The sequence below is a fragment of the Methylobacterium sp. XJLW genome, assembly GCF_003254375.1.
GTDB lineage: Bacteria > Pseudomonadota > Alphaproteobacteria > Rhizobiales > Beijerinckiaceae > Methylobacterium > Methylobacterium fujisawaense.
Map to the genome: position 1 here is coordinate 5,428,834 of NZ_CP016429.1, position 24,383 is coordinate 5,453,216.

Below are 24,383 nucleotides of genomic sequence, written 5' to 3' on the forward strand. Positions count from 1 at the left end.
GACCAGGGCGCGCGTCGCCGCGCGGCGGGTTCAGTCGTGGGACTGAATCGAGAGCTCCGCCTCGGCCGCCTCACGCATGGCGCGGTCCCAGTCGAGCCGGCGCTTGGGCGGCGTCTCGCGCTCGGCGTCCGCGGCCTTCCGATCTCGCGGAGCGACGATCTTGATGTCGTACTCGGGCACGCTTCAATCCGCTCTTTAACCTGCGATTAATCGTATTGGCGGAACGCGCGGGCCTTGTCAGCGGTTCGATCGCTCGATCCACAATCCGGTGACGCCCCTCATCCGCGGCCGGACAGACCGATCAGGATCATGGCGGCATGCACGGCTCCGACGATGGAGCCCGACTGGGCGAGCCGCAGAGCTTCGGCCCGCGGCACGCGCATCACCGCGATGTCTTCGCCGGGATCCGGACGCGCCGGCCCGGCCGCGATCACGCGCGCGCGGATGAGATGCATGCGGTTGGCGTAGCGGGCCGGATCCGCGTTGAGGGTGACCACGCGTTCGGCATCGGCAAAGGTGTAGCCGGTTTCCTCGCGCATCTCGCGCTCGGCGGCCGCGAGGATATCCGTGTCGCCGGGGTCGATGGCCCCGCCCGGAAGCTCCAGGCTCGGGCTCCCATAGGCGTGCCGGTATTGGCGTACGAGGATGACGTGATCGGCCGCGTCGATGCCCAGCACGAGGGCGATGTCCGCGGTTTCGAGCACGTAATAGGGATCGAGGACGTGGCCCGACGGTGTCACGCAGTCGTCGGCACGGAGGCCGAGCCATCGATCCTTCATGATGTAGTGCGACTTGCGGATCGTCCACGCGGTTTCGGGCATGATTGTTTCCAAATCGAAGATATTGGTAGTGTTTTGGCAGAGATGCGCTGAACAGCGCGAGGGTGCGGGCGGTATGGATCGGGTCGAATCCAGTGGTCCTGCCCTGTCGTCGATCCGGGCCGGAGCGATCGTTGCGCCCCTCCAGCTCAGCCGGTAAGCGTCTCGGGCACGTAGAGTCTCGCGCCGCGGATGTCATAGGTCGTACGATGACGGGAACGAAACTCGCCATGGCATGCCGCGTCTGCGATGGACGCGATGTCGAGCTGTTCCTCGACCTGACCGATCAGCCGCACTGCAACCGCCTGATCCCGCCGGACCTCGCCGACCGGCGCGAGCCGCATTTCCCCCTGCGCGCCGGCTTCTGCCACGACTGCACGCTCGTCCAGATCGATCACACGATCCCGAAGGAGAGCATGTTCAGCGACTACCCCTACGTCTCTGGCACGACGAAGACGCTGGTGGAGCATTTCCGCCAGACGGCGGCCCGGCTCGTGGAGCGGTACGGCCTCGGGCCGCAGGACCTCGTCGTCGATATCGGCAGCAACGACGGCACGTGGCTGCGGCAGTACGAGCCCTTCGGCCTGCGCCGCTGCGGCGTCGAGCCCGCCGCCAACGTCGTGGAACTGGCTCGCGCCGCGGGCGTGCCGACACTGAACCGCTTCTTCAACGAAGAGACCGCCGAGATCGTCCGCGCGCAGGACGGGCCAGCGAGCCTGATCACCGCCGCCGGCGTCTTCTTCCACCTGGAGGAACTGCACAGCGTCGTGAAAGGCATCGTCACGCTGCTCAAGCCGGACGGCGTCTTCGTCGTGCAGGCGATCTACCTGGGCGGCATGATCGAGAACACCGCCTTCGATCAGATCTACCACGAGCACCTGTGCTATTACACGCTCCGCTCCCTGGAGCAGCTGTTCGCGCGCCACGGCCTGGAGGTCTTCGACGTCAGCGTCGTCCCGGTCCACGGCGGCTCCCTCGAGGCGCATGTCGGCTTCCCCGGCGCCCACCCGGTCAGCGACGCGGTCAAGCGCATGCGCGCCGACGAGGAGGCCCGCGGCTACGGCACGTTCGAGACCTATGTCGGCTTCGCCGAGAACGTCCGGCGCCTGCAGGCGGCGTTGCTCGATCTGCTGGAGCGCATGAACGCCGAGGGGAAGACGGTCCACGCCTACGGCGCCCCGGCCAAGGGCGCGACGCTGCTCAACGCCTTCGGCATCGGCCCGCGGCTGGTTCAATATGCGGCCGAGAAGAATCCGCTGAAGTTCGGCCGCCTGATCCCCGGCGCCCGCATCCCGATCGTCGAGGAGGGCAGCGTGCCCGCGCCCGACGCCTATCTGGTGCTCGCCTGGAACTTCATCGACGAGTTCCTGGCGCGCGAGCGCCGCTACCTCGAGAACGGCGGCGCCTTCATCGTTCCGGTGCCGGACCTCAAGGTGATCACCGCCGCCGACCTGCCGGCAGCCTGAGCGTGGCCGCCCTCCCCTCAGCCCCCTTGCCCGAGGCCGTCCTCGTCGTCGGTGCGACCGGGTTCGTCGGCCGCAACCTCGTCGCGCATCTCGCCGGCCGCGTGTCGCGGCTGATCGCGGTCAGCCCCTCCGGCCGTGCGGTGCCGGGGGCGACCGAGGCCGCGCGCTTCGACGCCCTCGAGGCGCTCTCGGTCCCCGCCGACGCGATCGTCGTCAACGTCGCCGCGCAGCGCTACGACGCCGATAAGTTCGAGACGGCGCAGAGCGACCTGCTCACCGGCAACGCCGAGATCGCCAACCGCCTCTACCGGTTCTGCCTGACGAAGGGCATCCGCGAGGTGCGCGCGGCCTCGAGCGTCGCGGTCTACCCGGCAGCCTGCGATCCCCTCGACGACGCGCGGCCGGTCGACCTCAACGCGCCGCCCAATCCGAACGAGGCCTTCTACGCGTGGTCGAAGCGCTGGTCCGAGGTGGTCGCCGACCTGCACGCCGAGCGCTACGGGATCCACACGATCAGCTTCCGCCTGAGCAACCCCTACGGTCCCCACGACTCGACGGATCCGCGCAAGGCGCATGTCCTGCCGGCCTTCGTGATGCGCGCGCTGGCCCCGGGCGAGCGCTTCACGATCAAGGGCAACCCGCTGGTCGAGCGCGACTTCATCTACGTCGGCGACGTCGTCGACGTGTTCGCTCGGTCGCTCGTGATCCGGGAGACGAGCGACGCGCTCAACCTCTGCCGCGGCGAGACCACGACCCTGCTCGACCTCGCCCGCACCATCCTGGAGGTGGCGGGAGAGGACCGGCCCGTCCACGCCTCCGACACGACGACCCACGGCGTCCTCGCCCGCCGTTCGACCAACCGGCGGCTGCGCGAGCGCTTCGGAATGTCGACCTTCACGGGGCTCGCGGACGGGCTGCGGCCGACGATTTCGTGGTATCGCCAGGAGTACCGCCATGCCGGGGCCTGAGCGCGACATCGTCATCGGGGCGGACGGCTTCCTCGGGCGCAACCTCGTGCCGCGGCTCCGGGCCGAGGGCCGCGAGGTCGTCGAGATCGGCCGCGCGGCGGGCGACCTGTCCGACTGGGCCAATGTCGAGCGGGCGTTGCGCGACGCCGCCCCGGCCGGCCGGATCTTCCACGTGGTGACCCGCCAGCGGACCGGCGCGATTCAGTACGACATCCAGGGCGAGCTCCTGGCGATCAACACCCGGATCCACCTGAACGTCCTCGAGGCGTGGCGCCTGTACCAGCCGCAGGCCAAGCTCGTCTCCACGGGCTCGTCCTGCACCTATCCGGAATCGGCCGAGCCCCTCCCCGAGGCGCGCTTCGGACAGGGACCGACCCATCCCTCCGTGATCGGCTACGGGCTCGCCAAGCAGGTCCTGGCGACGGGCTCGGCGGCCTACGCGCACCAGTACGGGTTGAGCTTCCTGCACTGCGTGCTGGCGACCCTGTACGGTCCGCACGACAACACGGCTTCCGACCGCAGCCACTTCGTAGGCGCCCTCCTCGACCGGGCCGTGCGGGAGAAGGCCGCGGACGCGCGGGAGTTCGAGGTGTGGGGCAATCCGCAGACCGTCCGCGAGGTGCTGCACGTCGACGACCAGATCGACGCGATCCTCGCGGCCGACCGGGCGTTCAACAACGAGATCCTCAACTGCGCCGCCAACACGCCCGTCACCGTCGAGGCGGTGGCGCGGGCGGCCCTGGCCGCCCTCGACTGGTCCGTCCCCCTGGTGAGCCCGCCCGGCTCCTTCCAGGGCGCGGCCTACAAGTTGCTCGACTCGACGCGCTTCCTCGACCGGACCGGCTGGCGGCCGCGCATCGATCTCGAAGCGGGCCTGCGCAGGCTCGTCGCGGCGGAGTACGCCGAGCACTGACAAGCCGCATTCGGGACTGGACTTGTTTGGCTTGAGGTAGTCCACTTCGCCGTGCGTTCGAGCTATGTGCCGACTGGCAAGAGTGCTCTCTACAACGAGGCGAATCTGGCAGTTTGATCCTCCAGGCTCCGGCCGGTGATCGCGTAGGCTTCCTCGAAGCTACATCCCACCATAAGGCAACGCGAGGGAGTGGTTCCGGATGTCGCGCGAGATTGGTGCCCGCCCGAGCGCTCCGTAGCAAGCGCACCGACATTCGGTGCAGCCATCGCTCTTGCGACGTTCGTTGCTAGCCTTCCGAGACCTGCAGGCGAGCGAGCATAGCCATGACGGTAGCGGATTCAGTACGAGCTTGGTCGGCCAATGTCCGATGGGACCGGGAGATACGGCGCGCCGCCCGCTTTGTGGCCTGGGCCCTAGCGGATCGCTCTGAGTTTGGCCGAGCGCGTTGCCGGGCGACGGATGCGGAAATCGCCGCCGAACTGGGGGTGGCGGAGAACACCGTCAAGAATGCGATATTGCAGCTGCGGTCGCGCGGTCACATCGATTGGACGTGGCGTACGAGCCGCGGACAGGACATTCGAACCCTTTTTCCGGTCCTCGCCACAGACCAGCTATCGACACCGCGTGTCACTATGGACCCAGCACCGATTGTCGGTGCAGGTACCGATCCAAAGCATACCTCATGCGAGTCGCTGAATTGCGAACTCGAGGAGGTCGCAATGACGGCGCCAGCGACAATCAATATCGTCCAGGACATTCCAATTCTTGAACCGAGCCTCACCAAAGAGCGGCTATCGCTACCGCATGCCGCTATAGGCCTAGCACCGAGTGTCGGTGCGGATACCGATCCGGAACCTGCCTCATGCGAGCCGCTGAATGGCGAACTCGAGGAGGCCGCAATAACGGCGCCAGCGGCCGGCAAGGTCGTCCAACACATTCGAACCCTTGATCCGACCCTATCCGAAATGCGGCTGTCGCTACCGCATGCGGCTATAGGCCTAGAACCGAGTGTCGGTGCGGACCCCGATCTGAAACCCTCCTCATGCGAGGCTCTAAATCGCAAACTTGAGGATATCGCAGTGACGGAGCCAGCGGCCGTCAAGGTTGCCGGACGGTGTAAACCCTCGCGGGACGGTAACCGGCGTCCCGAGGCGTCTGTGCCCTTTTCAGAGTGGACGCGCGACCTTCAACGTACCCATGTCCAAGACCTGATCGATCGCTTGCCAAATTCTGGGTGGTATGCCCGATGCAGTGAGCGCGGCTGCGAGGCGCGCGCGGCTTTCATCTGCGCGGACGAGGGACACACGTTCTGCCGCCCACATCGGCGATACGCGTACGAGGCCGTGGCGCTTGCCGCCTTTGGACTCGGACCAGAAGACTGGGCGGGTAGGCCGGAGTGCGATGGCGATTTTCGTGGTTGGTGAGCACGCTGTGAATGCGGCCGGCGGAGAGGGCTCTCGGCGCATGTAACAGGGGTGGTCTGTGGTGGATCCAGCCAATCGAGACCGGACACGAGCGCCGGCGACCGTCAAAGCCTATGTTAAGCGAGGTACCCTTCTCCTGGAAATGGCGACCAGAGAGACCGGGATCGATCCGCTCACGCCGATCCAGTTCGCCGAGTGATTCCTGGGCGAAAAGGATCGCTGGTCCCGGTCCACGATCCGGACTTATCGAGCCTCAATCCGGGAATGCCTCGTCTACCTCGGCATATTAAACCCGGCCAGATCGAAGCACATAGACACAGCTCTTGATCTCCTGGCTAAGGTGATGGACCCCGAAACCGGCCGTCTCGCCGCCCCACGGGCCATCAAGACGCCTCGGCGCACAAGCGCGGGCAAGCGGAAGTCCCTGACCGCGACCGAATTCGACGCGGTTGACGCGGCCCTCTTAGGCCTACGCCACCGGTACGCGTTCCTCGCGCGGCCCTACCTCTCCTACGCGTCGCTTCTCGGGCTGCGTCCAAGCGAATGGCCAACGGCTCAGATCATTGGCACCAGCTTGGTCGTCCAGAACGGCAAAAATTCCAATGGCCGCGCGAACGGATCGACTCGGACGATCAAACTGGACGCGTATTCCGAGGGCTACATTGAAAGGCTCGGCGAGTTCATCGCAGCGTTGGCACGGGCCACGGCCGATGGTGAATGGCGCCGGGTGCATGCCGGGATTCGCAGGGCTCTCCGGGCTGCCTGCATAGCGACGGGGATCCCCGGTTTGATCAGGAGGCCTGTCACTCCCTACACCTGTCGGCACGTCGCGGCGGCACGCCTGAAGGCTGCTAAGACCCGAACCGAGGTCGCGGCACTGCTCGGCCACGCGACCGACGAGACAGCCTCTCGCGATTATGCGCCTCGTTCCGCAGCAAGCGGCTGGAAGCCGATCCAGACCCGAGCTCCAGAAGGAGCCGAAGATCTGATACGCTTACGCTACGTGTCATTCACTGATCGAGCGAGCCTCGTCCAGAATGCAAAAAGGGACCTCCCTCCGCCAACTCCAACCTCGTAGCGACTCGATACAGGCTCGCCAGCACTGGCACGAACCCAACGTAAGCCGTTGTCGAGCGACACGGCAAACTGGGGTTCTTCCGCACTTCTGACGCAGGCGGGGCGTGCCCGGATCGGGAACGCCCCGTTTTCGATCCTGCCGGTTAACGCCTACGCGCCTGTCGGCCAAGCCATAAGGCGCGTGAAGGCGGAGCGCGGGGTTCTGGCGGCGGGCGTGTCGTCGATCCAGGCGCAGCGAGGCGATTGAGGTTGATAAGAGCGGTCGTCACCAAGTGCTGTAGTCAAATCTCAGCCGTGCCGAATTGGCCAAGGCGAGATGGCGACTTCCGCGCAGCCACATCGCCCGCATCCCGCGCGACACGTGCCCTCGAAACCGACTCGCCTTCCCCAGTCGGCAGTGCGACAGCTGGCTGACCCTCGCGCGCCCGTGCCGCCGTGTGCCCCATGTTCCTCTCACGAGCGCGGTGTCCCCAGGCGGCGCTCCGAGCGCGTGCAGCGCCATTGCAGGATGCAGGCATTGTGGTCCTCATCGCCAACCGGGTGTGCACCACCTTAGGTCCGAAGTTGCAGTCGAAATGCCGGATCCGGCTGCTGTGGCCGGCCGGGTCGACAGCGACCTAGCGATACCGATCGAGCTGGAAATCTTCGAGCGCGAATGCTCCCTCGGTGCCCGCCTCCAATTGGTTGTTCCCCGGCATTGGCCCGATGAGGTCGCCACCGTGATAAGCCATGGTCGACGCGAGGCCTTCAGCGTCGATGGAGACGACGTCGACGAGATCGTGCGCTTGGAGCAGGTCCTCCGCCGCGAGCGCGATGTGCCGCCGGCCGAGCAGCGCGTGATTCGAGACCGGGCCGGGATCGACGCTCTGTGGGCGATCACCGGCGGCCGCCGTCGTGGTACCGCTCCGTGATGTGGACCTCGTGATCGATTCAGGTGATGCACTTCTTCGCGTTATGGACGTCCAGGTCGTAGGGCGAGGCGACCATCGTGTGGGCGGCCGGATTGCCGTCGGTCTCGGCGCGCCACCGGACCCGATCGTCTGCGTACAGTGCGTCATCGTCACGTTCGTTGAGGCGGAAGTTCTGCAACCAGACCCGGCGCAGGAACGTGACGACCGGCACCTGCGCACTCGACGCAGCCGCACATCGATCTCGAAGCGGGCCTGCGCAGGCCCGTCGCGGCGGGGTACGCCGACCGGTAGCAGGGCGCGTGTGGCCATCGGGCATGTCGCGCGAAGCCCGTCCGTTGGCCTTCCCCGCGCGGTCGCGCCAAGAGGTGAAGGTCGTCAGCGCGCCTTGAAGAGAGCCCCGGCTTCTTGCGTTGTTCGGGCATCGCTCCGAGGCTTCGTGAGGGTTCAGGCGTTTGCCGCCATCGCGGTCGCGGCGGAGGCAAGTCCCCATCGGACGAGGTCCTGCGCCTCCTGCGCCGACTTGGCCTCCGCATAGCAGCGCAGCTCGGGCGCATTTCCCGAAGCCCGGAAATGGATCGTGCGCCCGCCGTTCAGTTCGATCCGGATCCCGTCCTGCTGATCGATCGAGTTCGATGACCCAATCGGGCCGAGGAAGGCGGCGCGGTAGTCCGCATCCTGGAGGCGCTCGAGGAAGGCGGTGCTGGTGTCGGACGGGGTGTTGGGCAGGCGGTCGCTCGCCATCTCGCCCGCATCTAGGGACGCCACGAGATCTGCGAGGGCGGTGCCGGTCGCGCGCGCCGCTGCCAATGTGGCGAGGATCGGCAGCATCGCGTCGCGCGTCGGAAGGGCGGCTAAAGTCCTACCGTGGAGCGTGACGTCCGATCCGAGCAGGAACCCACCGTTCGCCTCGAACCCGACGACGATCCGCGCCCCGGCGGACGTCGCCTGCTCCATGCCGGCGATGACGAAGGGCGAGCCGACCTTCGTGCGCACAACTGTCCGGAAGCCCCCGGACTGCTCGAGGGCCGAGCCGGCCGTGACCGGCACCACCACCGTGTCGGCGTCGAGGTAACGGGCCGTAATGAGCCCGAGCACGTCGCCCCGCAGGATCCGGCCCGTCCCATCGGCGACCAGCGGCCGGTCGGCGTCGCCGTCCGTGGTCACAAGGGCGTCGAAAGACCCCGGTGCCATGACATCGCGGATGAAGGCGATGTCTTCGGGACGATGGGCCTCGGTGTCGATCGGCACGAAGACCTGCGACCGACCGATCGGCGTCACCTGCGCGCCGAAGGCGGCGAGCAGGTCGGCCAGCAGGTCGCGGGCCACCGAGCTCTGCTGATAGACCGCGATGCGCAGGCCCTTCAGGATGTCCGGCGCGAAGGCGGCGGCGTAGCGCTGCTGGTAGCGCGTGATGGCGTCAGGCTCGGGCGTCGCGGACGACGCCGCCGGTTTCTCGCCGCCGGCCGGGATGTCCGCCAGGGCGGCCAGGATGGCCACCTCGTCGGCTTTGGTGATCTCGCCGTCGGGACGGTAGAACTTCAGGCCGTTGCGATCCTCGGGGATGTGGCTGCCCGTGACCATGACCGCATAGGCGCCGCGCCGCATCGCTTCGAGGGCCAGGGCCGGGGTCGGCAGGGCGCCGCAATCGATCGCGGTGAAGCCGGCGGCCGCGGCCGCCTCCGCTACCGTGGCGGCGATCGCGGGGCTGCTGTCGCGCAGGTCCCGCCCGATCACCACCGCTCGGTGGGTGTCATCCGCCGAGACGGATCGGAAGAATGCGCTGGCATAGGCGTAGCTCGGCCCGCCGACGAGGTCGGTCACGAGACCGCGCAAGCCGCTCGTCCCGAATTTCAGACTGCTCACGAGATCCCCATCGGCTCCGTTTCGACGCACGCGCTCGCGATCGATGCCCCAAACCGTTCGCATTCTCAACGCTTGGGACCGGCGGATTGGCTCGGGCCGGGCGAGACTGGTCCGCCCCGGGACGCGGGCGGCGCTGCCTGGTGCGGCCCGCGCTCGGAACGCCTCTGTGCCGGCGGACCCGCCGCCAGCGCCTCAAGAGGCCGGTAACTGCTGTTCGAGATGCGCGCGCAGGATCGAGTAGTGGCGGACGACGTCATCGAGCCTGTCGGCGTTCGCCTTGCTGATCGCCTCCGAGCCGAGCGGCGGGCGGTAGGTCGCCGCATAATGGGCGGCGTGCGCCTTCAGCTTGGTGGCGACGAAGTCCAGATCGGCCGACCAGACGGCCTGCGCCCGGACCTGCTGAAGGCGCCGGGCGATGGCGAGCCAGTTCAGGTCGAGGGCGATGCCGCTGCCCATCTCCTTGAACAGGTCGAACATGGAATCGAGGATCGCGATCGCGGTCTGTGCCGACATGGCCCCGCCCTCCGTCAGGACCGTGCGGCCACGAGATCCGGGCGCGCGTACCAATCGTCGAACAGGGAGAGCTGACGAAAGCGCCGCCGGTAGCCTTGACCGGTCAGCAGCGCGTCGATCTTCTCCCGGCTGCCCGAGAAATTGTGCTCGACGCTGATCAGCGCGATGTCGTGACGCGTGAAATCGAAGCTCTGAAGCACGTCGAACTCGCCGCCTTCCACATCGATGCTCATGTAATCGATGCGCCGCGGCGCCCGCGCCTCCGCGAGGAACCGGTCCAGCGAGATCGTGGCCACCGGGTATTGCCGGCGCTCCTGCCGGAACTGGGCGTGGAAGTCGCCGTCTGCGAAGTCCTCCATGCCGGAGAGTTCGCCGATGTCGACCTCGTTGAACAGCACCTCGATCCCGTCGGTCTTGTAGACGCACTTGTCGGAGATGTAGCAGTTGCGATTGCGCTGCAGCGCCGCGTGCCACGCCCGGGCGGGCTCAGCGACGGCGCCCTGCCAGGCGTAGGTCTTCTCCAGCAGGAGCGTGTTGCTGAGGCTGACGCCGTCGCAGGCGCCGAACTCCACGAAATAGCCGTTCCGCTTCTCCTGAAGCTCATACAGCACCCACAGGTCCTGCAGCAGCTGCGCGTTGGAGTACGGCGCCATCCGGGTAGCGAAGGACAGGAAGTCGAGTTCGGAGCCGAGGATGTGCGGGCGCGCGTCCAGATTGTCCCTCAGGTTGATCAGGGCATTGAACACCGTCAGGAGTTCGACATCCATGGTCCTCGGCTCCAGTCTCCGAACGGGGAACGCGCGCAAGCGCGGGGGTGTCAGCGGTGTGCCGCCGCCTGGACAGGCCTGCGCGGGCCCGCCAGGATCCGGTTCGATCCTTCGAACAGGATGCCGTGCTGGAGCGCGGCGGGGCCGTGATCCGGCACGGTCCGCGCCGCCCTGCGGATCGCGGACAGGAAGCGCTTGCGGCTGAATCCGTAGGGCCGCAGGCCTCCCACGAGCGCCTCGAGGAGAGTCGATGTCGCCTCGGACCGCGCCCGGGCCAGATCGCGTTCCTGCAGGGCGGCGTCGCGCTCGGCCCTGAGAAGGGTCAATTCGATCTGCTGCTGCTGGATCCGGCGGATGTACGTCGTATCGATCGCATGAACGGCATTCGTCATCGTGCGGCAGCCCTGACCCGGAGCGGGTTGAGTTTTCGAGGCCCGAGGGTCCGTCTGCGGCCCCGGATCCGGATCGGCATCCGGTCTGGCCGGTCGGATGCCGCGGCTCCCGCGTGCCTCCGGTTGTGCCAGACCGGCCCGAGAATCGTGCCGACCGCGTCAGGCGCGGCTCTCGGGACAGGCGTAATCCCGTCCCGGCTCACCCCTGCATCTTGCTGACGACATGTTTGACGAGCAGCAGGCCGATGCTGGCGCAGGTCAATCCGAACATGACGACATAGAGGTAATCTACCTGAATGCCGGCATAGGGATAGTATGCCGATCGAACCCATTCCGCCAACTGCATGGCGGGATTGTACTTCATCCAGTAATATACCTTGTCGGGCATGTAGCTCGGAAGGAACATGACGCCGCTGGACACGTACAGGATGATGCTGAACAGGGCGTAGCCGATCATCCAGCCGGGGAAGAAGCCGATGACCGCCACGTTGATCGTACCGATCCCGACCCCCAGGATGATGGCGGCGAGATAGCCGCACATGGCCGTGAACGGTTCTGCGGGGACGGGATTGGTCCCGATGGCGATCAGGATGGAGCAGACGACCAGCAGTGCGAGGAAGCCGGTCACGATCTCCACGAGGATCCGAGCCAGGATCACGTCGAACAGCTTGACCTGTGGATAGTAGGTCAGCGGTCGGTTCATGATCACCGCCTTCATGACCTCGCGGGAGATGTACTGGAAAACCAGAACCGGAACCGCCCCGGTCGCGAAGAACAGGGCCCGGTTGTCGCCGAGCGGCGCCGCCAGCTTCTGGAACGTGTAGATGGCGATCAGCATGAAGACGTGGACGCAGGGCCAGAGCACGACCACGCCGTAACCCCAGAGCGAGGCACCGAATCGGGTGCGCATGTCCCGCAGCATCAGGGCGTGCAGGACATGCAGATAGGACTCGATCGGGCTCTTTTGCCCGGGAGCCGTCGGGAGGGCGGGCATCGATTTGACCTCGCGTTGCCGGGCCTGCTTCGACGAGAAAAGGGGCCAAAGTGCGTTGACGGGCGCGTCCCGCGCCGGTCGGCGTCAGGGGGTGAGAGCGTAGTAGCCGCGCATCAGGCCGTCAGAGGTGGCGACCCGGATCGGCGTGGCGACTCGGCCGCCAGCCGGAATGTCGAGGGCGAGCAGGCGGTCGTTGCAGGCGGCCGGGTCGGTAGCGAGGGCATAGGGAAGGAGATGGCCGTCCGGGTCGGCACGCAGCCGCTCCGCCGGTTCGCCGAGGTCGAAGGCCGCCACCGGCAGGCCCGTGCGCAGCGCCAGCGTCATCGCGTACGCGTAGGGCTCCGGCCAGATCGACGGCATCAGCACCAGATCGGCAGAGACCTGGGTCACGAGATCGAGGATTTCGTCATCCTCCCAATGACGGCCGGTCTCGGCGATCTGGAGGGCTGCCCGGGCGACCCGGTCGAGGGTCGGGTCGTCGGTGGAGTACCGCCCTGTCTCCGTGACGCCGGCCCGCTCCAGGCCGCCCGTCAGGGTCGGGTCGGAGAAGCCCACGATCGAGAAGCGTAAAGGCAGGTCTCGCTTGCGCGCGTCCGACGCCAAAGCCTGCAGCAGCAATCCGCCTTCGGGCAGGCTGATCGCGCCGAGCACCGCGACGCGGCGGACGCGTCCGGGCCGCTGCAGGGCGGTGGAGCGCACGCTGCGCTCCGGCTCGACATGCGGCCGGACCGTGACCGCGAGATCCGGGTACACGTCCCGGATCCGGCCCGCCGTGTCGGCGGACGGCGCGAACACCCGCGAAGCTCCCGCCAGGAACGCCCCGAACGCCGCCCGCCGCTCGCCCGGATCCGGCTCCTCGAACCCGTCCGCGTCCGAAGCCAGACAGGCCCGGCACGCGCTGACCGGCGCCAGCCCGCAATAGCGCCCGTCCGGCTGGACGAGGTGGTTGCGGTGGCAGACCGGCGAGTAGTCGTGCAGCGTCCAGGCGTAGGGCCGGCCCGACCCCGCCACCCGATCCATCAGCGCCCGCGCCGCCGCCCAGCGCAGCCCCGCCAGCGAGTGCACGTGGATCAGGACCGGCGCCAGCTCTGCGATGAAGCCGGCGAGTTCGTCCGCGTCCCGCGGCAGGTACAGGCTGTCGAGGTTGGGCAGGTACAGGAATTCGGGGCTGCGGTAGGCGACGTGGACCTCGAGGTTGCGGGTCCGGTCGATCTGCAGGAGCACGACGCTCAGGCCCTCGGCCCGGGCCTGGGCGACCATGTCGTCGATGTGCCGCTGGATGCCCCGCCCCAGGAATGGGTCACGTACAGGAGCGCCCGGCCGGCGAAGTGCCGGGCCAGCCGCGCCCGGTCGAGCCGCGCCCGCCCGCGCCGGCCGGGATCGGCCTGGACGAACTGGCCGACCCGGGCCGGGTAGTCGGGGTGCTTGGCCAGCAGGGCCGCCTGGCCCTGGACGTACTCGCCGCCCTCGTCGAGCCCGAACGAGATCTGGCCGGCATGGTAGACGAACACGTCCTCGGCGAGCAGGTTGACGAAGCCCGCCTTGATGGCGCGCAGGCACCAGTCGTTCTCCTCGCCGTAGCCCTTGCCGAAGGCCTCGGCGTCGAGGGTGCCGACGGCGTCGAGCGCGGCGGCGGTCATGTACATGCAGAAGCCGACGCCGGTGGGCACGGGCACGGCGTGGCCGCGGTTGACCTGCGCGGCCATGCGGTCGAGATCGGCGCGGTCGATCTCCAGCGGCATGGTGTTGTTGGCGTTGAAGCGCGGGTAGGAGCAGATCGTGGCGTTGTTGGACAGCGGCGTGACGCTGCCCACGCGCAGCCCCGCCCCGGGTTCGGCCTCAGGTTCGGCCCTGGGGGCGGCCTCGGGTTCGACCTTGGGGTCTGCGTGGGCGACGAGCCGGTCGAGCCAGTCGCCGAAGACCTGCGCGTCGGAATTGAGCAGGACGACGGCGCGGCCCTGGCGCAGGCCGAGGGCGCGGTTGACCGAGCGGACGAAGCCGAGGTTGCGTTCGTTCTCGACGAGGTGGAACAGGCCGCGGCCGGCGAGCCGGGCGAGGTCTGCGGTGAGTTCCGGGTCGGGGGAGCGGTCGTTGACGGCGAGCAGGGTGAAGGGGGTGGCCTGGGGCTGGGACAGGCAGGCGTGGAGGGCGCGCAGGGTCTCGCCGCGGCCCTTGTAGACCGGGACGATCACGACGACCCGGGCCTGGTCGATGGGCAGGGCCCGGGGCAGGCGGTCCCATGCTTCGGGCGCGGGGGCCTCCATGGGCGGGTAGGTGCCGAGATCCTCGGGGGCGGCCATCAGCCCGGCGGCCCGGCCCGTGCGCACGTAGTGCAGGAACGGCGACTCCCCCGCACCCAGGAGATGGCCGTAGGCCCGGCGGTAGAAGCGGGTCGAGAAGGTCTTGCTCGGATCGCGGTCCTCCTCCTGTCCGTGGGACAGGAAGTGGATCGCCGGCCCGTTCTCGAAGCCGCGGGTATCCGGGTAGCGCTTGAGGTACCAGGGCGCGTCGAAGAACGGCTCGATCAGGCGGGCCTGCTCGAACAATTCCGCGTCCTCCGCGGCCGGCGGCGCGCCGTAGCGCGGATCGAAGGCATCGCCCGCGAGGTCGTCGCCGCGCAGCAGCGCCCGGGCCAGATGGTGGACGAAGGGCGCGATGCCCGTCGCCTCCACGTAGGGATGGTGCGCGCGGTAGGCCCAGCCGTTGAAGTCGGCCCTGGGGTTGCGGCCGTTCCGCCAGCCGGTGTCGCAATAGTCGCGCACGGCGTCGTCCGCCTCTGACAGCCCGTAGCGCGCCCGGTAGAAGCCGTGGTCGAAATGCCCCGCCACCAGCCGCGCCTGCAGGTCCAGGAGCCCGTCCCGGTCGCAGGCCGCCTGCCCGATCGCCCCCAGCCAGCCCGTATCGGCGATCGGCGCCCGCGCCGGGCGCAGGCCGCAGACGCCCAGCAGCGCGGCCAGCGTCGAGCGCCCGGGCCCCGGGTCGCGCAGCTCCCGCCAGCCCGCCTCGGCGAAGTGCAGGTACGGCTCCCGACCGCCCACGTCCGGGTAGGTCGCCCGGTACCAGTCCGCATCCACCGCCGGCAGGTTCAGCCGGTGCGGCTCGGCGAACGGCGCGCCCCCGGACAGCCGGGTCTCGGCCACGTAGCGGAAGAACGGGTCGTCGCCGACCGCCCGGCTGCCCGCGCGGGCCTGCACGAAGCCGGCCGGGTCGAAGTCCGGCCGCGGGCTGACCCGCGCCCGCCAGCCCTCCGCCACGTAGTGGCGCAGCAGCGCGGTGTCCGAGGCCCCGGCCAGCGCCTCGGCCTGGGGGCCGGGCAGGCGCTGCCGGTAATGGGCGGCGTCGAAGTAGGGGGCGAGGGTCTCCATCCGCAGGGCCAGCGCCGCGTCCGGGTCGGGCCGGGCGGGTCCGCCGTTGCGGACGTAGTGCACCAGCGGGTTCTGGGTGGCGAAGGTGAGGCCGCGGGTGAGGCAGTAGGCCAGGGTGTCGAACTGCGGTGCCGGCTCGCGGCCCTCGCGCCAGCCGGAGGCCATGTAGTGGTCGACCGGATCGACGCCGGCGGCGGCGAGGTCGGGGTTGTTGGCCAGGTAGAAGGCCCTGTCCACGAGGCGGCGGGCGAGGCGCTCGGCCCGGGCCGTGTCGGGCTTGGGCAGGGGCGCGCCGGCCGCCCCGCCCGCGCCGCTGCCCTCGCTGCCCCCCTCGCCGCCGGCCCGGGCGCGCCGGCGCGTGAGGGCGTGCAGGAACGGGTTGATGCCGGCCCGGGCGAGGTAGGGGCGGTCGGCGAGGTAGGCGGCGGAGTCGAAGTCGGGGCGCGGGTCGCGCCCCTCGCGCCAGCCGCGGACGAGGTAGTCGCGCACCGGATCGGCCGTGATCCCGTACCAGCTCGCGTAGAAGGCCGCATCGACATGCGGGGCCAGAGTCGCGATCTGCGCGTCCGCGGTGACGAGATCGTTCGCCGCCGGAAGGCCGCGGCGCACCGCCAGCCGGATCAGCGGATTGCCGCGCATCCTGCGGTACAGGCGGAAGAACCGCTTCAACGCACCGCTCGCGCTGCGCCGCGCGCCGCGCGCGCCGGTCCGCGATCCGCGGCGTCGGAGGCGGTGCAGGCCACCAGCCCCGAGGCGGGCTTCGGCCCGGCGGCGCTTGAGACGAGACCTGAGGCTCGGAGGAGCATGTGTTCGCGCGGGCCGATTATGGGCTTGATCGAAGGCGTGCCGGCGCGTCGGACGAGACGCCGTGTCGGCGGTTCATCGCCCTAACGGAACACGCGCACCGGGTAAACAACGGGGCGCCGACGGTGCTCCGCAGGACCGGTCCGAGGCCCGGAGCCGTCCGCCCTCGCCTGCCTCATCGCGGGTGCGGTCAGATCAGGTCCGGACGCCACGTCACGTCCTCCCGCACGATGCGTGCGGGATTGCCGGCGGCCACGCAATGGGGCGGCACGGTTCCGGTGACGACAGCGTGTGCGCCGATGATGGCGTTGTCGCCGACCACGGAGCCTTTGAGGAGCGTGGCGTGATTGGCGATCCAGACGTGATTGCCGACGCGAACGGGCTTGGCCGGATTCAGCCGCTGCCCGGTATCCCGGGTGACGATCGAGTGAAAATCGCTCGTTGTCATCCAGACGCCGGACGCAATGGAGCAATCCGTCCCGATCTCGATCGCCTTCGCCTCGACGGGATTGAGATGGACCAGACCGGTGAAGCCGGTCCTGTCGCCGATGCGCAGGATCGAGCTGGGGCCGACATAGATGTTGGCCATCGAGAGCCGGACGTGCTCGCCGACATCGAACCGGCAGTTGGACTCGATGACGATGTGCATGTCCTTGTCGGACACGCAGCCTCTGCCTATGCGGATGTAGTTGTTGTCGCCGTTGATGTAGATCTTTCCGGCTTGGCTGTGCTGATCCCGCGAATCGATGTCGATGACATTATTCTCCCCTTTGTCGAAAATATTCAAAGACATAATTTGCTCTGCGGGATCTATGAATGCCCCTGGGCGCGACGCGGCCGACGTCCCGGAGCGGACGGCCGCACATCGAACCCGTGGAAGAACGTTCGCCTTCTGACGTGACGATTACGGTATCGGCGTGCCGAAATCGGAATCCGTCGAGATTCGGCAATTGCGCCGATGACTCCAAGCCGGCAGAGGCGTTCGAAGATGTCTCTAAGCCATCGGGCGTCGTCCTCACAACTCGCGCTGCCGATCGCGGGCCGTCACCGGGCCCGGCCGGCGAGCCTCCGCGCGCCTGTTGACGCCGCAATGGTCCTATGACGTATGCCGTCACCCAGCGAAATCATGGGATGAGGCCGTCCGGTGGCTGAGGACAACACCCTGACGAAGGCCCTGGTCGACGTGCGGGCGCGCAGGGCCGCGCTCCAGAGCGACTACGACCGGATCGGAGCCGAGCTGACCAAGCTCCGGGCGGCCGAGGCGGCGCTGACCTCGATCGTCGAAGGGATCCCGCTGGACGCCTCCGGTCTCCACGCGCCCGAAGGTCTGCGGGCCTCCGCGGCCGAACGCGCCGCGCCCGCCTCCGGCGGACGGCGCGGCGCCCGCGGTCCCCGTGCGAACTCGGCCAAGGGACGGCTGAAGGCGCTGCTCGGCTCGGCCGGCCCGCAGGGCCTGTCGCATGTCGAGATCGCCGAGCGGCTGCCCGACGTCGCGCCGAATACCCTCAACACCTATCTCAGCATGCTGGTGACCGGCGGCGAGGCGATCCGAAACGGCGACTTCTTCACGGCCGCCGCGCCCGTGGAGTCCGAGGACGGTGAGGCTGACGCCGAGGACGAGGCCGACCCGGACTCGGATGCGGAGGTCCAACACGACGCCGCCGAGTGAGCCGGGCGTCCGGCGAGGGCGATGGTGCCGGCTTTGGCGGGCGGAGCGAAACAAGACAGCGGCGCCGCGCGCGGAGATGTCGCGCTGGCCGGGCTCACCGTCCTGCGCTCGTGTCGGTGCAGGGGGGGCTTGAATTGATCGACAGCCCTGTGACGGCCCCGTCCGGCCCGTCGATTCCGCGCCCCGGTCCTTCGGGTCAGGCCGACGCCATCCGCCGGATGATCGGCAGCATCAGCGCGCTCGGGGCGGCGGCCGGCACGGGGAAGATCGTGGCCGTCTGATCGGTCTTCACCCGGGGCAGCCGCTCGATCACGGTCCGCAGCTTCGGGAGCGTCCGCCCCAAAGTCGCGGCGAGGGTCTCGCCCGCGATCTTGGCCATGACGTATTCCAGGGTGTCGCGAGGCGCCTCGTCGATGGCGGTGGTCGACGGGTAGAAGGCCGCCACGGCGTCGCTGCGGTCGAGGCAGAACTGGCTCAGCTCGTAGAACGCGGCATTGTAGACGCGCATCATCGTGTCCAGGCAGGCCGGCTCGAAGGGCGCGCGCTTCTGGCGGAAGATGCGGGGCGTCGCGAAATGGTAGAGCTGCGACGGGCGCATCGCCAGCGCCGCGAGCTGCGCGGCGGCGGGTTCGGCGGCGTCGTAGCGGAGGACCTGGCAGCGCCCGCCCGCGTCGCGGATTTCCCGGGCGACGGCCTCCGCCTCGTCGGCGCCGGACGCGTAGGTGATGCACACCGTCCCGCCGCCTGCGGCGATCAGCTTGGCGGTCGCGGCGCCGAGGCCCCGCGACCCGCCGACGATCAGCGCGGACACGTCGGCGAAGGCGCCCGGCTCCACCAGGGCCGCGAGGTCCTGCAGGCTCTCCTGCTCCACCGGCCGCGGGCGGACGAAGCCCTCGACCCGCGCCATGAGGCCAGGGCCGGCGGCGTCCAGCGTCACCGATTGCAGCATCGGCTGGAACCGCTTCACCGCGTAGCCGAGGCTCGAGCCGGCATCCCTGTCGGTGACGGTCACGTCGATCTTCGAGAGGATCGAGTGGAGGCCGGGCACGAACATGCCGACGAGCGTCGAGAGTCCGCCCAGGGCGGCGACCCGGCCGGGACCGAGGGCGCGGGCGAGGCGCGGCGCCAGCGCGGCGATCGCCGCAGGGTCCGGCAGCGTGAAGGCTCCGGCGAGCCCCGTCAGGGCCGCCGGATCGCGGGCAACCGGCTCCGCGGGGATCGCGGTGGGCGCCGTCTCGATCGGCTGGGCCGGGGCTTTGTCCGCCGCGAAGGTCGCCTTGATCGTCAGGGTCCGGACGCCGTCCACCGCCAGGGACAGGCGCAGCTGCCCCGCCTCCGCCGCGTGGACCGTCAGCACGGTGCAATCCCCGACCAGCACGAACCGCTCGAACCGCATCTGCAGTGTCGCGAGCCGGTCGAGGGGATGGGCGTCGGCGCAGGCATCGAGGGCCCAGAGGGCGGCGTGGACGCCGTGGACGGCCCGCTCGCCGGCGAGCGTTCGCCGGGCCATCCGCGCATCCATGTGCATCGGGTTCACGTCCCCCGTGGCCCGCGCGAAGGCCGCCTGGTGCGCCTCGGTCCAGATCCGCGTCGCGGCGGCGTCGTCCGAACCGGATCCGTTCATCGCGCAGCTCCTCCTCGGCCGGTCCCCGCCCCGGCCGGGCTGGCCGGCCGCCGGGTGCCCGGCCCCTTGCTTTATGACACGCGATCTCGCAAGAGGGCGGCGCTCGCACGCACGGTAAGGGGCCGGTCGATCGCCGGAGGGCAGGCATCCGCAGGATGTCGCAGGGACCGGTATCGAGGATGACCACGGCTCGCGCCCTGTCGATCGGCTTCGTCGGAAACGTCGTCACCAACCCGTTCGGGAAGATGGCGGGCCGCCTTGCGGATCTCGCCACGGTCTCCTGCGAGCATCTCCCCATCGGACAGATCGAGCAGGTGCTGGCGGGTCCCGCCGCCGCCGACGTCCTGATCGTGCATCTCGACCACCGCTGGTTCTTCGACGTCGCCCCGGACGAGGCGGCCGTCGCCCGCGCGCGCGGCCTCGCCGAGCTGGTCTCGGCGCGGCTCGCCCGGGCGCCGGGGACGATCATCCTCAACACCGTGCCGTTCGTGCCGGTCTCCTCCGTCGAGAGCGACCTCCACGACCAGCTGGCGGCCCTGGCGCGGGTGAACGCGGTGCTGTTCGACCTCGCCCGGGCTCAGGAGCGGGTCAGCGTCGTCGACGCCGCCGGCGCCCTGGCGCTGCTCGGCTTCGCCAACGCCTTCCGCGAGCGCAACCGGTACATGTACCAGATGCCCTACGCCCCGGCCGCCGTGGACGCGCTCAACGCGCGCTACGCCGACGCCGTCGCGGCGCGGCTGCGGGCGCGGCGCAAGGTGGTGGTGGTCGACGCCGACAACACCCTCTGGGGCGGCGTCGTCGGCGAGGACGGGGTGGAGAACCTGGAGGTCGACAGCGACTATCCGGGGATCGTCCACACCCAGCTCCAGCGCCAGCTCCTGCGCCTGAAGGGCCTCGGGATCCTGCTCTGCGCGGTGACGAAGAACAACGAGGAGGATTTCCGCGCGGTCTTCGCCCAGCGCGCGATGCCGCTGCGGCTCGACGATTTCGTGGCCTACCGCAGCAACTGGTCGGAGAAGAGCGAGAACATCCGCGACCTCGCGGCGACGCTGAACCTCGGCCTCGACAGCTTCGTCTTCCTCGACGACAACCCCTTCGAGATCGAGGAGGTCCGCGCCCGGCTCCCCGGGGTCGAGTGCCACCTGTTCGACCGGACGCGCCCCGAGCAGGCGCTCACCCTGCTCGACGGCATCGCTTCCTTGCGCGCCCGGAACGTCACCGCCGAGGATCTGGCCAAGACCGAGCAGTACCGCGGCGAGGCGCAGCGGCAGGAGCTGCAGCGCTCGGCCGCCTCGATGGACGACTACCTCGCCTCCCTCGAGATCCGGGTTCATGTCGCGCGCAACAACCCGGGCTCCCTGCGGCGGGTCACGCAGCTGATCAACAAGACCAACCAGTTCAACCTGACGACCCGACGCTACACCGAGGACGAGGTCGCCACCGCCATGCAGGAGGGCGGCGTCTACGCGGCCCGGGTGGTCGACCGGTTTGGCGACATGGGCATCGTCGGGGTCGCCATCGTCCGGGGCGGCGAACTCGAGACCTTCCTGATGAGCTGCCGGGCGCTCGGTCGCCGCATCGAGGCCCAAATTCTGCGCCACGTCTGCCACCAGGAGGGTGATCGGGACCTGAAGGCCCGGTATCGCCCGAGCGCGAAGAACCGGATGGTCGAGACCTTCCTCGACGACAACGGCTTCGAACCCCTCAGCGCTGGCCCCGAGGGCAAGACGTACCGACTGACACGAGGACCGGATGACACCCCCTACATCCACATCGTCGCGGAGTGACCGCGGCGCCGTCGAGGCGGCTGCCCGCGCGACCTTCGCGCGGCTCGTCGAGACCTGGGGGCGCCCGGACCTGGAGAATCCCGGGCCCGAGGACGACGTCTACGAGCGGCTCGATTCCTTCGCGGTGGTCGAGCTCCTCCTCGAGACGGAATCCGAGATCGAGCGGACGGTCGGCCGCTACGTGCCGCTCGCCAACGAGAGCATCCTCGACAGCACGAAGTCGCCCCTCCGCCGCTTCCAGGGCTGGATCGACTACGTCGCCGAGACGGTCGAGCATGGCTGACCTGCGGTTCTCGCGCGCGACCCTCTCGGGGCTCGTCACCACGGTCGGCGCACGCGTCCTGGCCTTCGACGACGAGGCGGCCGCCCTCGGGCTTGCCCCCGAGGAGGCGCAGCGCCTCAAGCGCGCGATGGGCTTCTCGACCCGGCACGTCGTCGCCGATCCCGGCACCACGACGGCGGATCTCTGCCTGCAATCGGCGCGCCACCTGCTGCGCGGCCTCGACCTGCAGCCCGACGCCGTCGACGGGCTGATCCTCGTGACCCAGACGCCGGATTACAGCTCGCCCTCCACGTCGATCGCAATGCAGCACCGCCTCGGCATGCGGACCGACACGCTCTGCTTCGACATCCGCCTCGGCTGCAGCGGCTTCGTTTACGGGTTGTCGGTCGCCTACAGCCTCATCGAATCCGGCCTCAACCGCGTCCTCCTCTGCGTCGGCGACGTCGCGAGCCGCATGGTCGCCACCAATGACCGCTCGATCACCCCGATCATGGGCGATGCCGGCGCCGCAGTGCTGATCGAGCGGCGCGAGAGCGAGAGCGTCTTCCAGCTCCACAGCGACGGCTCGGGGGAGAAGGCGCTGTTCATCCCCCATAGCGGCCTGCGGGCCGACGCGGCGGATGCGGACAAGTCCGCGACGATGCATATGGATGGGGCGCAGGTCTTCAACTTCTCCCTCAAGCGCGTCCCGCCGCTGATCGAGGGCATCTTGGCTTTCTCGGACACGCGCGCCGAGGACCTCGATTTCCTGGTCCTGCACCAGCCGAACAAATACATCCTCAAGAACCTCCAGCGCCGCCTTGGACTCGACGACAGCAAGCTTCCGACCGGCACCCAGTCGGTCTACGGCAACCAGAACTCGGCCTCGATCCCCGGCACGATCTCGGGCTTCCTCGCGGAGGCCTATGCGGACGGACAAGTGCGCTCGCTGCTCGCCGGCTTCGGGGTCGGCCTGAGCTGGGGGGCCTGCACGATCACTACCGACCGGATCTACGCGCCCCCGGTCATGACCTACGAGGAGACCATCCGATGACCGAGGGCGCATTCCTGGACGAGCTCGGCACGATCCTCGATCAGCCGGGGCCGTTGGCCCGCGGGCAGAGCCTCGGGGAGATCGAGACCTTCGACTCGCTGGGCATCCTCAACATCATGGCACTCTACGACACGCTAGGCCTTGAGGTGGATCCTCAGCGGATCGCCGGCGCGGCGACAACCGACGACCTGATCGCGCTGGCTGGCGCGAAGCTACAGGCCTGAGCCGATGTCGGAGCCGATGTCGCAGCCAGGGGGGCACGTCCTCGTCGTCGGGGCCAGCAGCGGCATCGGCCGCGCCGTCGCCGAGCGTCTCCGTGCGGGCGGGATGCGGATCACCGCACTCGCCCGGCGGGCGGACCGGCTCGCCGAGTTGGAGGCGCTCGGCTGCGCCGTCGTCGCGGCCGACGTCACCGATCTCCCGGCGATCGGCTGCGTGCTGCAGGCGGCGGTGGCCGAGCGGGGCCTTCTGACCGGGCTCGTGTATTGCGCGGGCGTTCAGATCATCAAGCCGATGCGCAGCCTCGGCGTCGAGGAGATCGAACGACTCTACCGCACCAACCTCGTCGCGCCGACCCTGTTTGCGGCGTCCTTCGGCAGCGCCCGCGTCTCGACCCGGGACGCGGTGTTCTGCGCGGTGTCGTCCGTCGCGGCGCAGCGGCCCGAGCCGGCGATCGTGCCCTATGCCGCCTCCAAGGCGGGGCTCGACGCCCTGATCAAGGGGCTGGCCCGGGAACTTGCCCCCCGGCGCGCCGTCGGCGTCGCCCCAGGATGGCTCGACACCGAGATGACTCAGGCCCATGCCCGCCTGTACGGCCCGGAGTTCAAGGACGCGCTGGAGAAACGGAGCCCCGCAGGCGCCGCGACCGTCGAATCCGTGGTCGACGCCATCGCGTTCCTGATGTCGCCCCAGGCCCGGCACGTCACCGGCGAGATCCTCCGGGTCGATGGCGGAGCCATGTTGTGACCGCGCCGGGGCAGCGTCTCGCGCTGATCGGCGGTGGCGGATTCTCCAAGGAGATCGCCGAGGTCGCGCAAATGTGCGGCTATACCGTCGATGCAACCTATTCGAGCCAGCCGAGCGCGCAGGTCGGCACCTACAGGGGCTATCTCGACGAACTGCTGGCCGACCGCGCCGCTTATGCAGGTGTGGCCCTGGCCGTGGGCGGGGTGAGCCGGGCGGCGATCCAGGCGCGGGCCGAGATCATCGCGTGGCTCGACCACCACGCCCTGCCCTGCCCGCCCCTAGTCTCGCCGCATGCGATCGTCAGCCAGGGCGTCGGGCTGGGCGCGGGGGCGTTCGTAGCGCATGGAGTCATCGTCAACGTCGATGCGCGGCTCGGGCGGTTCTCTGTGTTGAACACCGGCGCCATTATCGGGCACGATGCCGAGATTGGCGACAACACGACGATCTCACCCGCGGCGTTCATCGGTGGGCGCTGCGCAATAGGTGCAGACAGTTTGGTCGGACCGTTGGCCAAAGTACTGCAGGGCCTTAAGATTGGTGAGCGGACCATGATCGGCATGGGCTGCACCGTGCTGCGCGGCGTTCCGAACGACGCGGCGATCTGGCCGAAGCCCGACAACCCTATTGGAACCCCGTGATCCGTCCACATGGGATAATTCGGGTCGAAAATTAGGGCCGTGCAAAGATAAAGTGCTTCCATGGATGCGTTGGATCAGCACTAAGTTCCGCTGAGGTCTGGCGCGATA

Annotated in this window: 21 protein-coding genes and 1 pseudogene; 11 read left to right on the forward strand and 11 right to left on the reverse strand. The window is 69.0% G+C overall.

Annotated features, from left to right (window positions below; all coding sequences use genetic code 11):
• Window positions 1-30 precede the first annotated feature (30 nt).
• Both A3862_RS31675 and A3862_RS25020 read right to left on the reverse strand, forming a co-directional pair.
• Window positions 31-180: a hypothetical protein gene (locus tag A3862_RS31675; RefSeq protein ID WP_164706398.1), complete on the reverse strand. Its 150-nt coding sequence runs from the start codon at window positions 178-180 to the stop codon at window positions 31-33.
• A gap of 98 nt (window positions 181-278) precedes the next feature.
• Complete coding sequence (locus tag A3862_RS25020; protein WP_043756296.1) at window positions 279-821, reverse strand: NUDIX hydrolase; 543 nt, start codon at window positions 819-821, stop codon at window positions 279-281.
• Between the two features lie 206 nt (window positions 822-1,027).
• Here A3862_RS25020 and A3862_RS25025 point away from each other — a divergent pair, with 206 nt between their 5' ends.
• The 4 genes from A3862_RS25025 to A3862_RS25040 all read left to right on the forward strand — a co-directional run bounded on the left by A3862_RS25025 (window position 1,028) and on the right by A3862_RS25040 (window position 7,577).
• Entirely contained in the window at window positions 1,028-2,284 is a 1,257-nt protein-coding gene (locus tag A3862_RS25025) for a class I SAM-dependent methyltransferase (protein ID WP_236952883.1), read from the forward strand.
• A gap of 2 nt (window positions 2,285-2,286) precedes the next feature.
• Window positions 2,287-3,252 carry an NAD-dependent epimerase/dehydratase family protein gene (locus A3862_RS25030; protein WP_043756292.1) on the forward strand — a complete coding sequence of 322 codons (966 nt, stop codon included), beginning with the start codon at window positions 2,287-2,289 and terminating at the stop codon, window positions 3,250-3,252.
• Window positions 3,239-4,165 (forward strand): NAD-dependent epimerase/dehydratase family protein, encoded by a 927-nt coding sequence (locus A3862_RS25035; protein ID WP_043756290.1) that lies wholly within the window; start codon window positions 3,239-3,241, stop codon window positions 4,163-4,165. The genes A3862_RS25030 and A3862_RS25035 overlap by 14 nt, the downstream gene beginning before the upstream one ends.
• Before the next feature lie 3,094 nt (window positions 4,166-7,259).
• Window positions 7,260-7,577 carry a hypothetical protein gene (locus A3862_RS25040; RefSeq protein WP_043756288.1) on the forward strand — a complete coding sequence of 106 codons (318 nt, stop codon included), beginning with the start codon at window positions 7,260-7,262 and terminating at the stop codon, window positions 7,575-7,577.
• Between the two features lie 19 nt (window positions 7,578-7,596).
• On the opposite strand, the gene A3862_RS25045 is transcribed toward A3862_RS25040, so the two are convergent.
• The 8 genes and pseudogenes from A3862_RS25045 to A3862_RS25080 form a co-directional block, all read right to left on the reverse strand.
• A complete protein-coding gene (locus A3862_RS25045; protein ID WP_043756286.1) occupies window positions 7,597-7,788 on the reverse strand; it encodes a hypothetical protein in 192 nt (63 codons plus the stop codon).
• A 233-nt stretch (window positions 7,789-8,021) separates the two neighbouring features.
• Window positions 8,022-9,440 carry a phosphomannomutase gene (locus A3862_RS25050; RefSeq protein ID WP_043756284.1) on the reverse strand — a complete coding sequence of 473 codons (1,419 nt, stop codon included), beginning with the start codon at window positions 9,438-9,440 and terminating at the stop codon, window positions 8,022-8,024.
• 192 nt (window positions 9,441-9,632) lie between these two features.
• Window positions 9,633-9,953, reverse strand: a complete 321-nt coding sequence (locus A3862_RS25055; RefSeq protein WP_043349814.1) for a hypothetical protein — start codon at window positions 9,951-9,953, stop codon at window positions 9,633-9,635.
• Window positions 9,954-9,967: 14 nt separating this feature from the next.
• Window positions 9,968-10,720, reverse strand: a complete 753-nt coding sequence (locus A3862_RS25060) for an FkbM family methyltransferase (RefSeq protein WP_043756282.1) — start codon at window positions 10,718-10,720, stop codon at window positions 9,968-9,970.
• Between the two features lie 50 nt (window positions 10,721-10,770).
• Window positions 10,771-11,112: a hypothetical protein gene (locus tag A3862_RS25065; RefSeq protein ID WP_043756281.1), complete on the reverse strand. Its 342-nt coding sequence runs from the start codon at window positions 11,110-11,112 to the stop codon at window positions 10,771-10,773.
• Between the two features lie 199 nt (window positions 11,113-11,311).
• Window positions 11,312-12,106 carry an ABC transporter permease gene (locus A3862_RS25070; protein ID WP_043349821.1) on the reverse strand — a complete coding sequence of 265 codons (795 nt, stop codon included), beginning with the start codon at window positions 12,104-12,106 and terminating at the stop codon, window positions 11,312-11,314.
• An 84-nt stretch (window positions 12,107-12,190) separates the two neighbouring features.
• Window positions 12,191-16,122, reverse strand: a pseudogene (locus A3862_RS25075) (glycosyltransferase).
• Window positions 16,123-16,465: 343 nt separating this feature from the next.
• Window positions 16,466-17,068 carry an acyltransferase gene (locus A3862_RS25080; RefSeq protein WP_043349829.1) on the reverse strand — a complete coding sequence of 201 codons (603 nt, stop codon included), beginning with the start codon at window positions 17,066-17,068 and terminating at the stop codon, window positions 16,466-16,468.
• A gap of 351 nt (window positions 17,069-17,419) precedes the next feature.
• Here A3862_RS25080 and A3862_RS25085 point away from each other — a divergent pair, with 351 nt between their 5' ends.
• Window positions 17,420-17,944 carry a hypothetical protein gene (locus A3862_RS25085; RefSeq protein WP_043756280.1) on the forward strand — a complete coding sequence of 175 codons (525 nt, stop codon included), beginning with the start codon at window positions 17,420-17,422 and terminating at the stop codon, window positions 17,942-17,944.
• A 196-nt stretch (window positions 17,945-18,140) separates the two neighbouring features.
• On the opposite strand, the gene A3862_RS25090 is transcribed toward A3862_RS25085, so the two are convergent.
• Window positions 18,141-19,568 (reverse strand): MaoC family dehydratase, encoded by a 1,428-nt coding sequence (locus A3862_RS25090; protein WP_043756279.1) that lies wholly within the window; start codon window positions 19,566-19,568, stop codon window positions 18,141-18,143.
• A 179-nt stretch (window positions 19,569-19,747) separates the two neighbouring features.
• Between A3862_RS25090 and A3862_RS25095 the strand changes: the two genes are divergently transcribed.
• The 6 genes from A3862_RS25095 to A3862_RS25120 are packed head-to-tail and all read left to right on the forward strand — an operon-like array spanning window position 19,748 to window position 24,275.
• Entirely contained in the window at window positions 19,748-21,355 is a 1,608-nt protein-coding gene (locus tag A3862_RS25095; protein ID WP_043756276.1) for an HAD-IIIC family phosphatase, read from the forward strand.
• Window positions 21,321-21,638: a hypothetical protein gene (locus A3862_RS25100; RefSeq protein ID WP_012318195.1), complete on the forward strand. Its 318-nt coding sequence runs from the start codon at window positions 21,321-21,323 to the stop codon at window positions 21,636-21,638. The genes A3862_RS25095 and A3862_RS25100 overlap by 35 nt, the downstream gene beginning before the upstream one ends.
• A complete protein-coding gene (locus tag A3862_RS25105) occupies window positions 21,631-22,671 on the forward strand; it encodes a 3-oxoacyl-ACP synthase III family protein (protein ID WP_043756274.1) in 1,041 nt (346 codons plus the stop codon). Before A3862_RS25100 ends, A3862_RS25105 begins: the two co-directional genes overlap by 8 nt.
• Window positions 22,668-22,895: a hypothetical protein gene (locus A3862_RS25110; RefSeq protein ID WP_010685059.1), complete on the forward strand. Its 228-nt coding sequence runs from the start codon at window positions 22,668-22,670 to the stop codon at window positions 22,893-22,895. The genes A3862_RS25105 and A3862_RS25110 overlap by 4 nt, the downstream gene beginning before the upstream one ends.
• Before the next feature lie 16 nt (window positions 22,896-22,911).
• Window positions 22,912-23,637, forward strand: a complete 726-nt coding sequence (locus tag A3862_RS25115; protein ID WP_043761015.1) for an SDR family NAD(P)-dependent oxidoreductase — start codon at window positions 22,912-22,914, stop codon at window positions 23,635-23,637.
• The gene (locus tag A3862_RS25120) at window positions 23,634-24,275 is read left to right on the forward strand and encodes an acetyltransferase (RefSeq protein ID WP_043756272.1); all 642 of its coding nucleotides are present in this window, start codon (window positions 23,634-23,636) and stop codon (window positions 24,273-24,275) included. Before A3862_RS25115 ends, A3862_RS25120 begins: the two co-directional genes overlap by 4 nt.
• The last annotated feature ends 108 nt before the right edge of the window (window positions 24,276-24,383 follow it).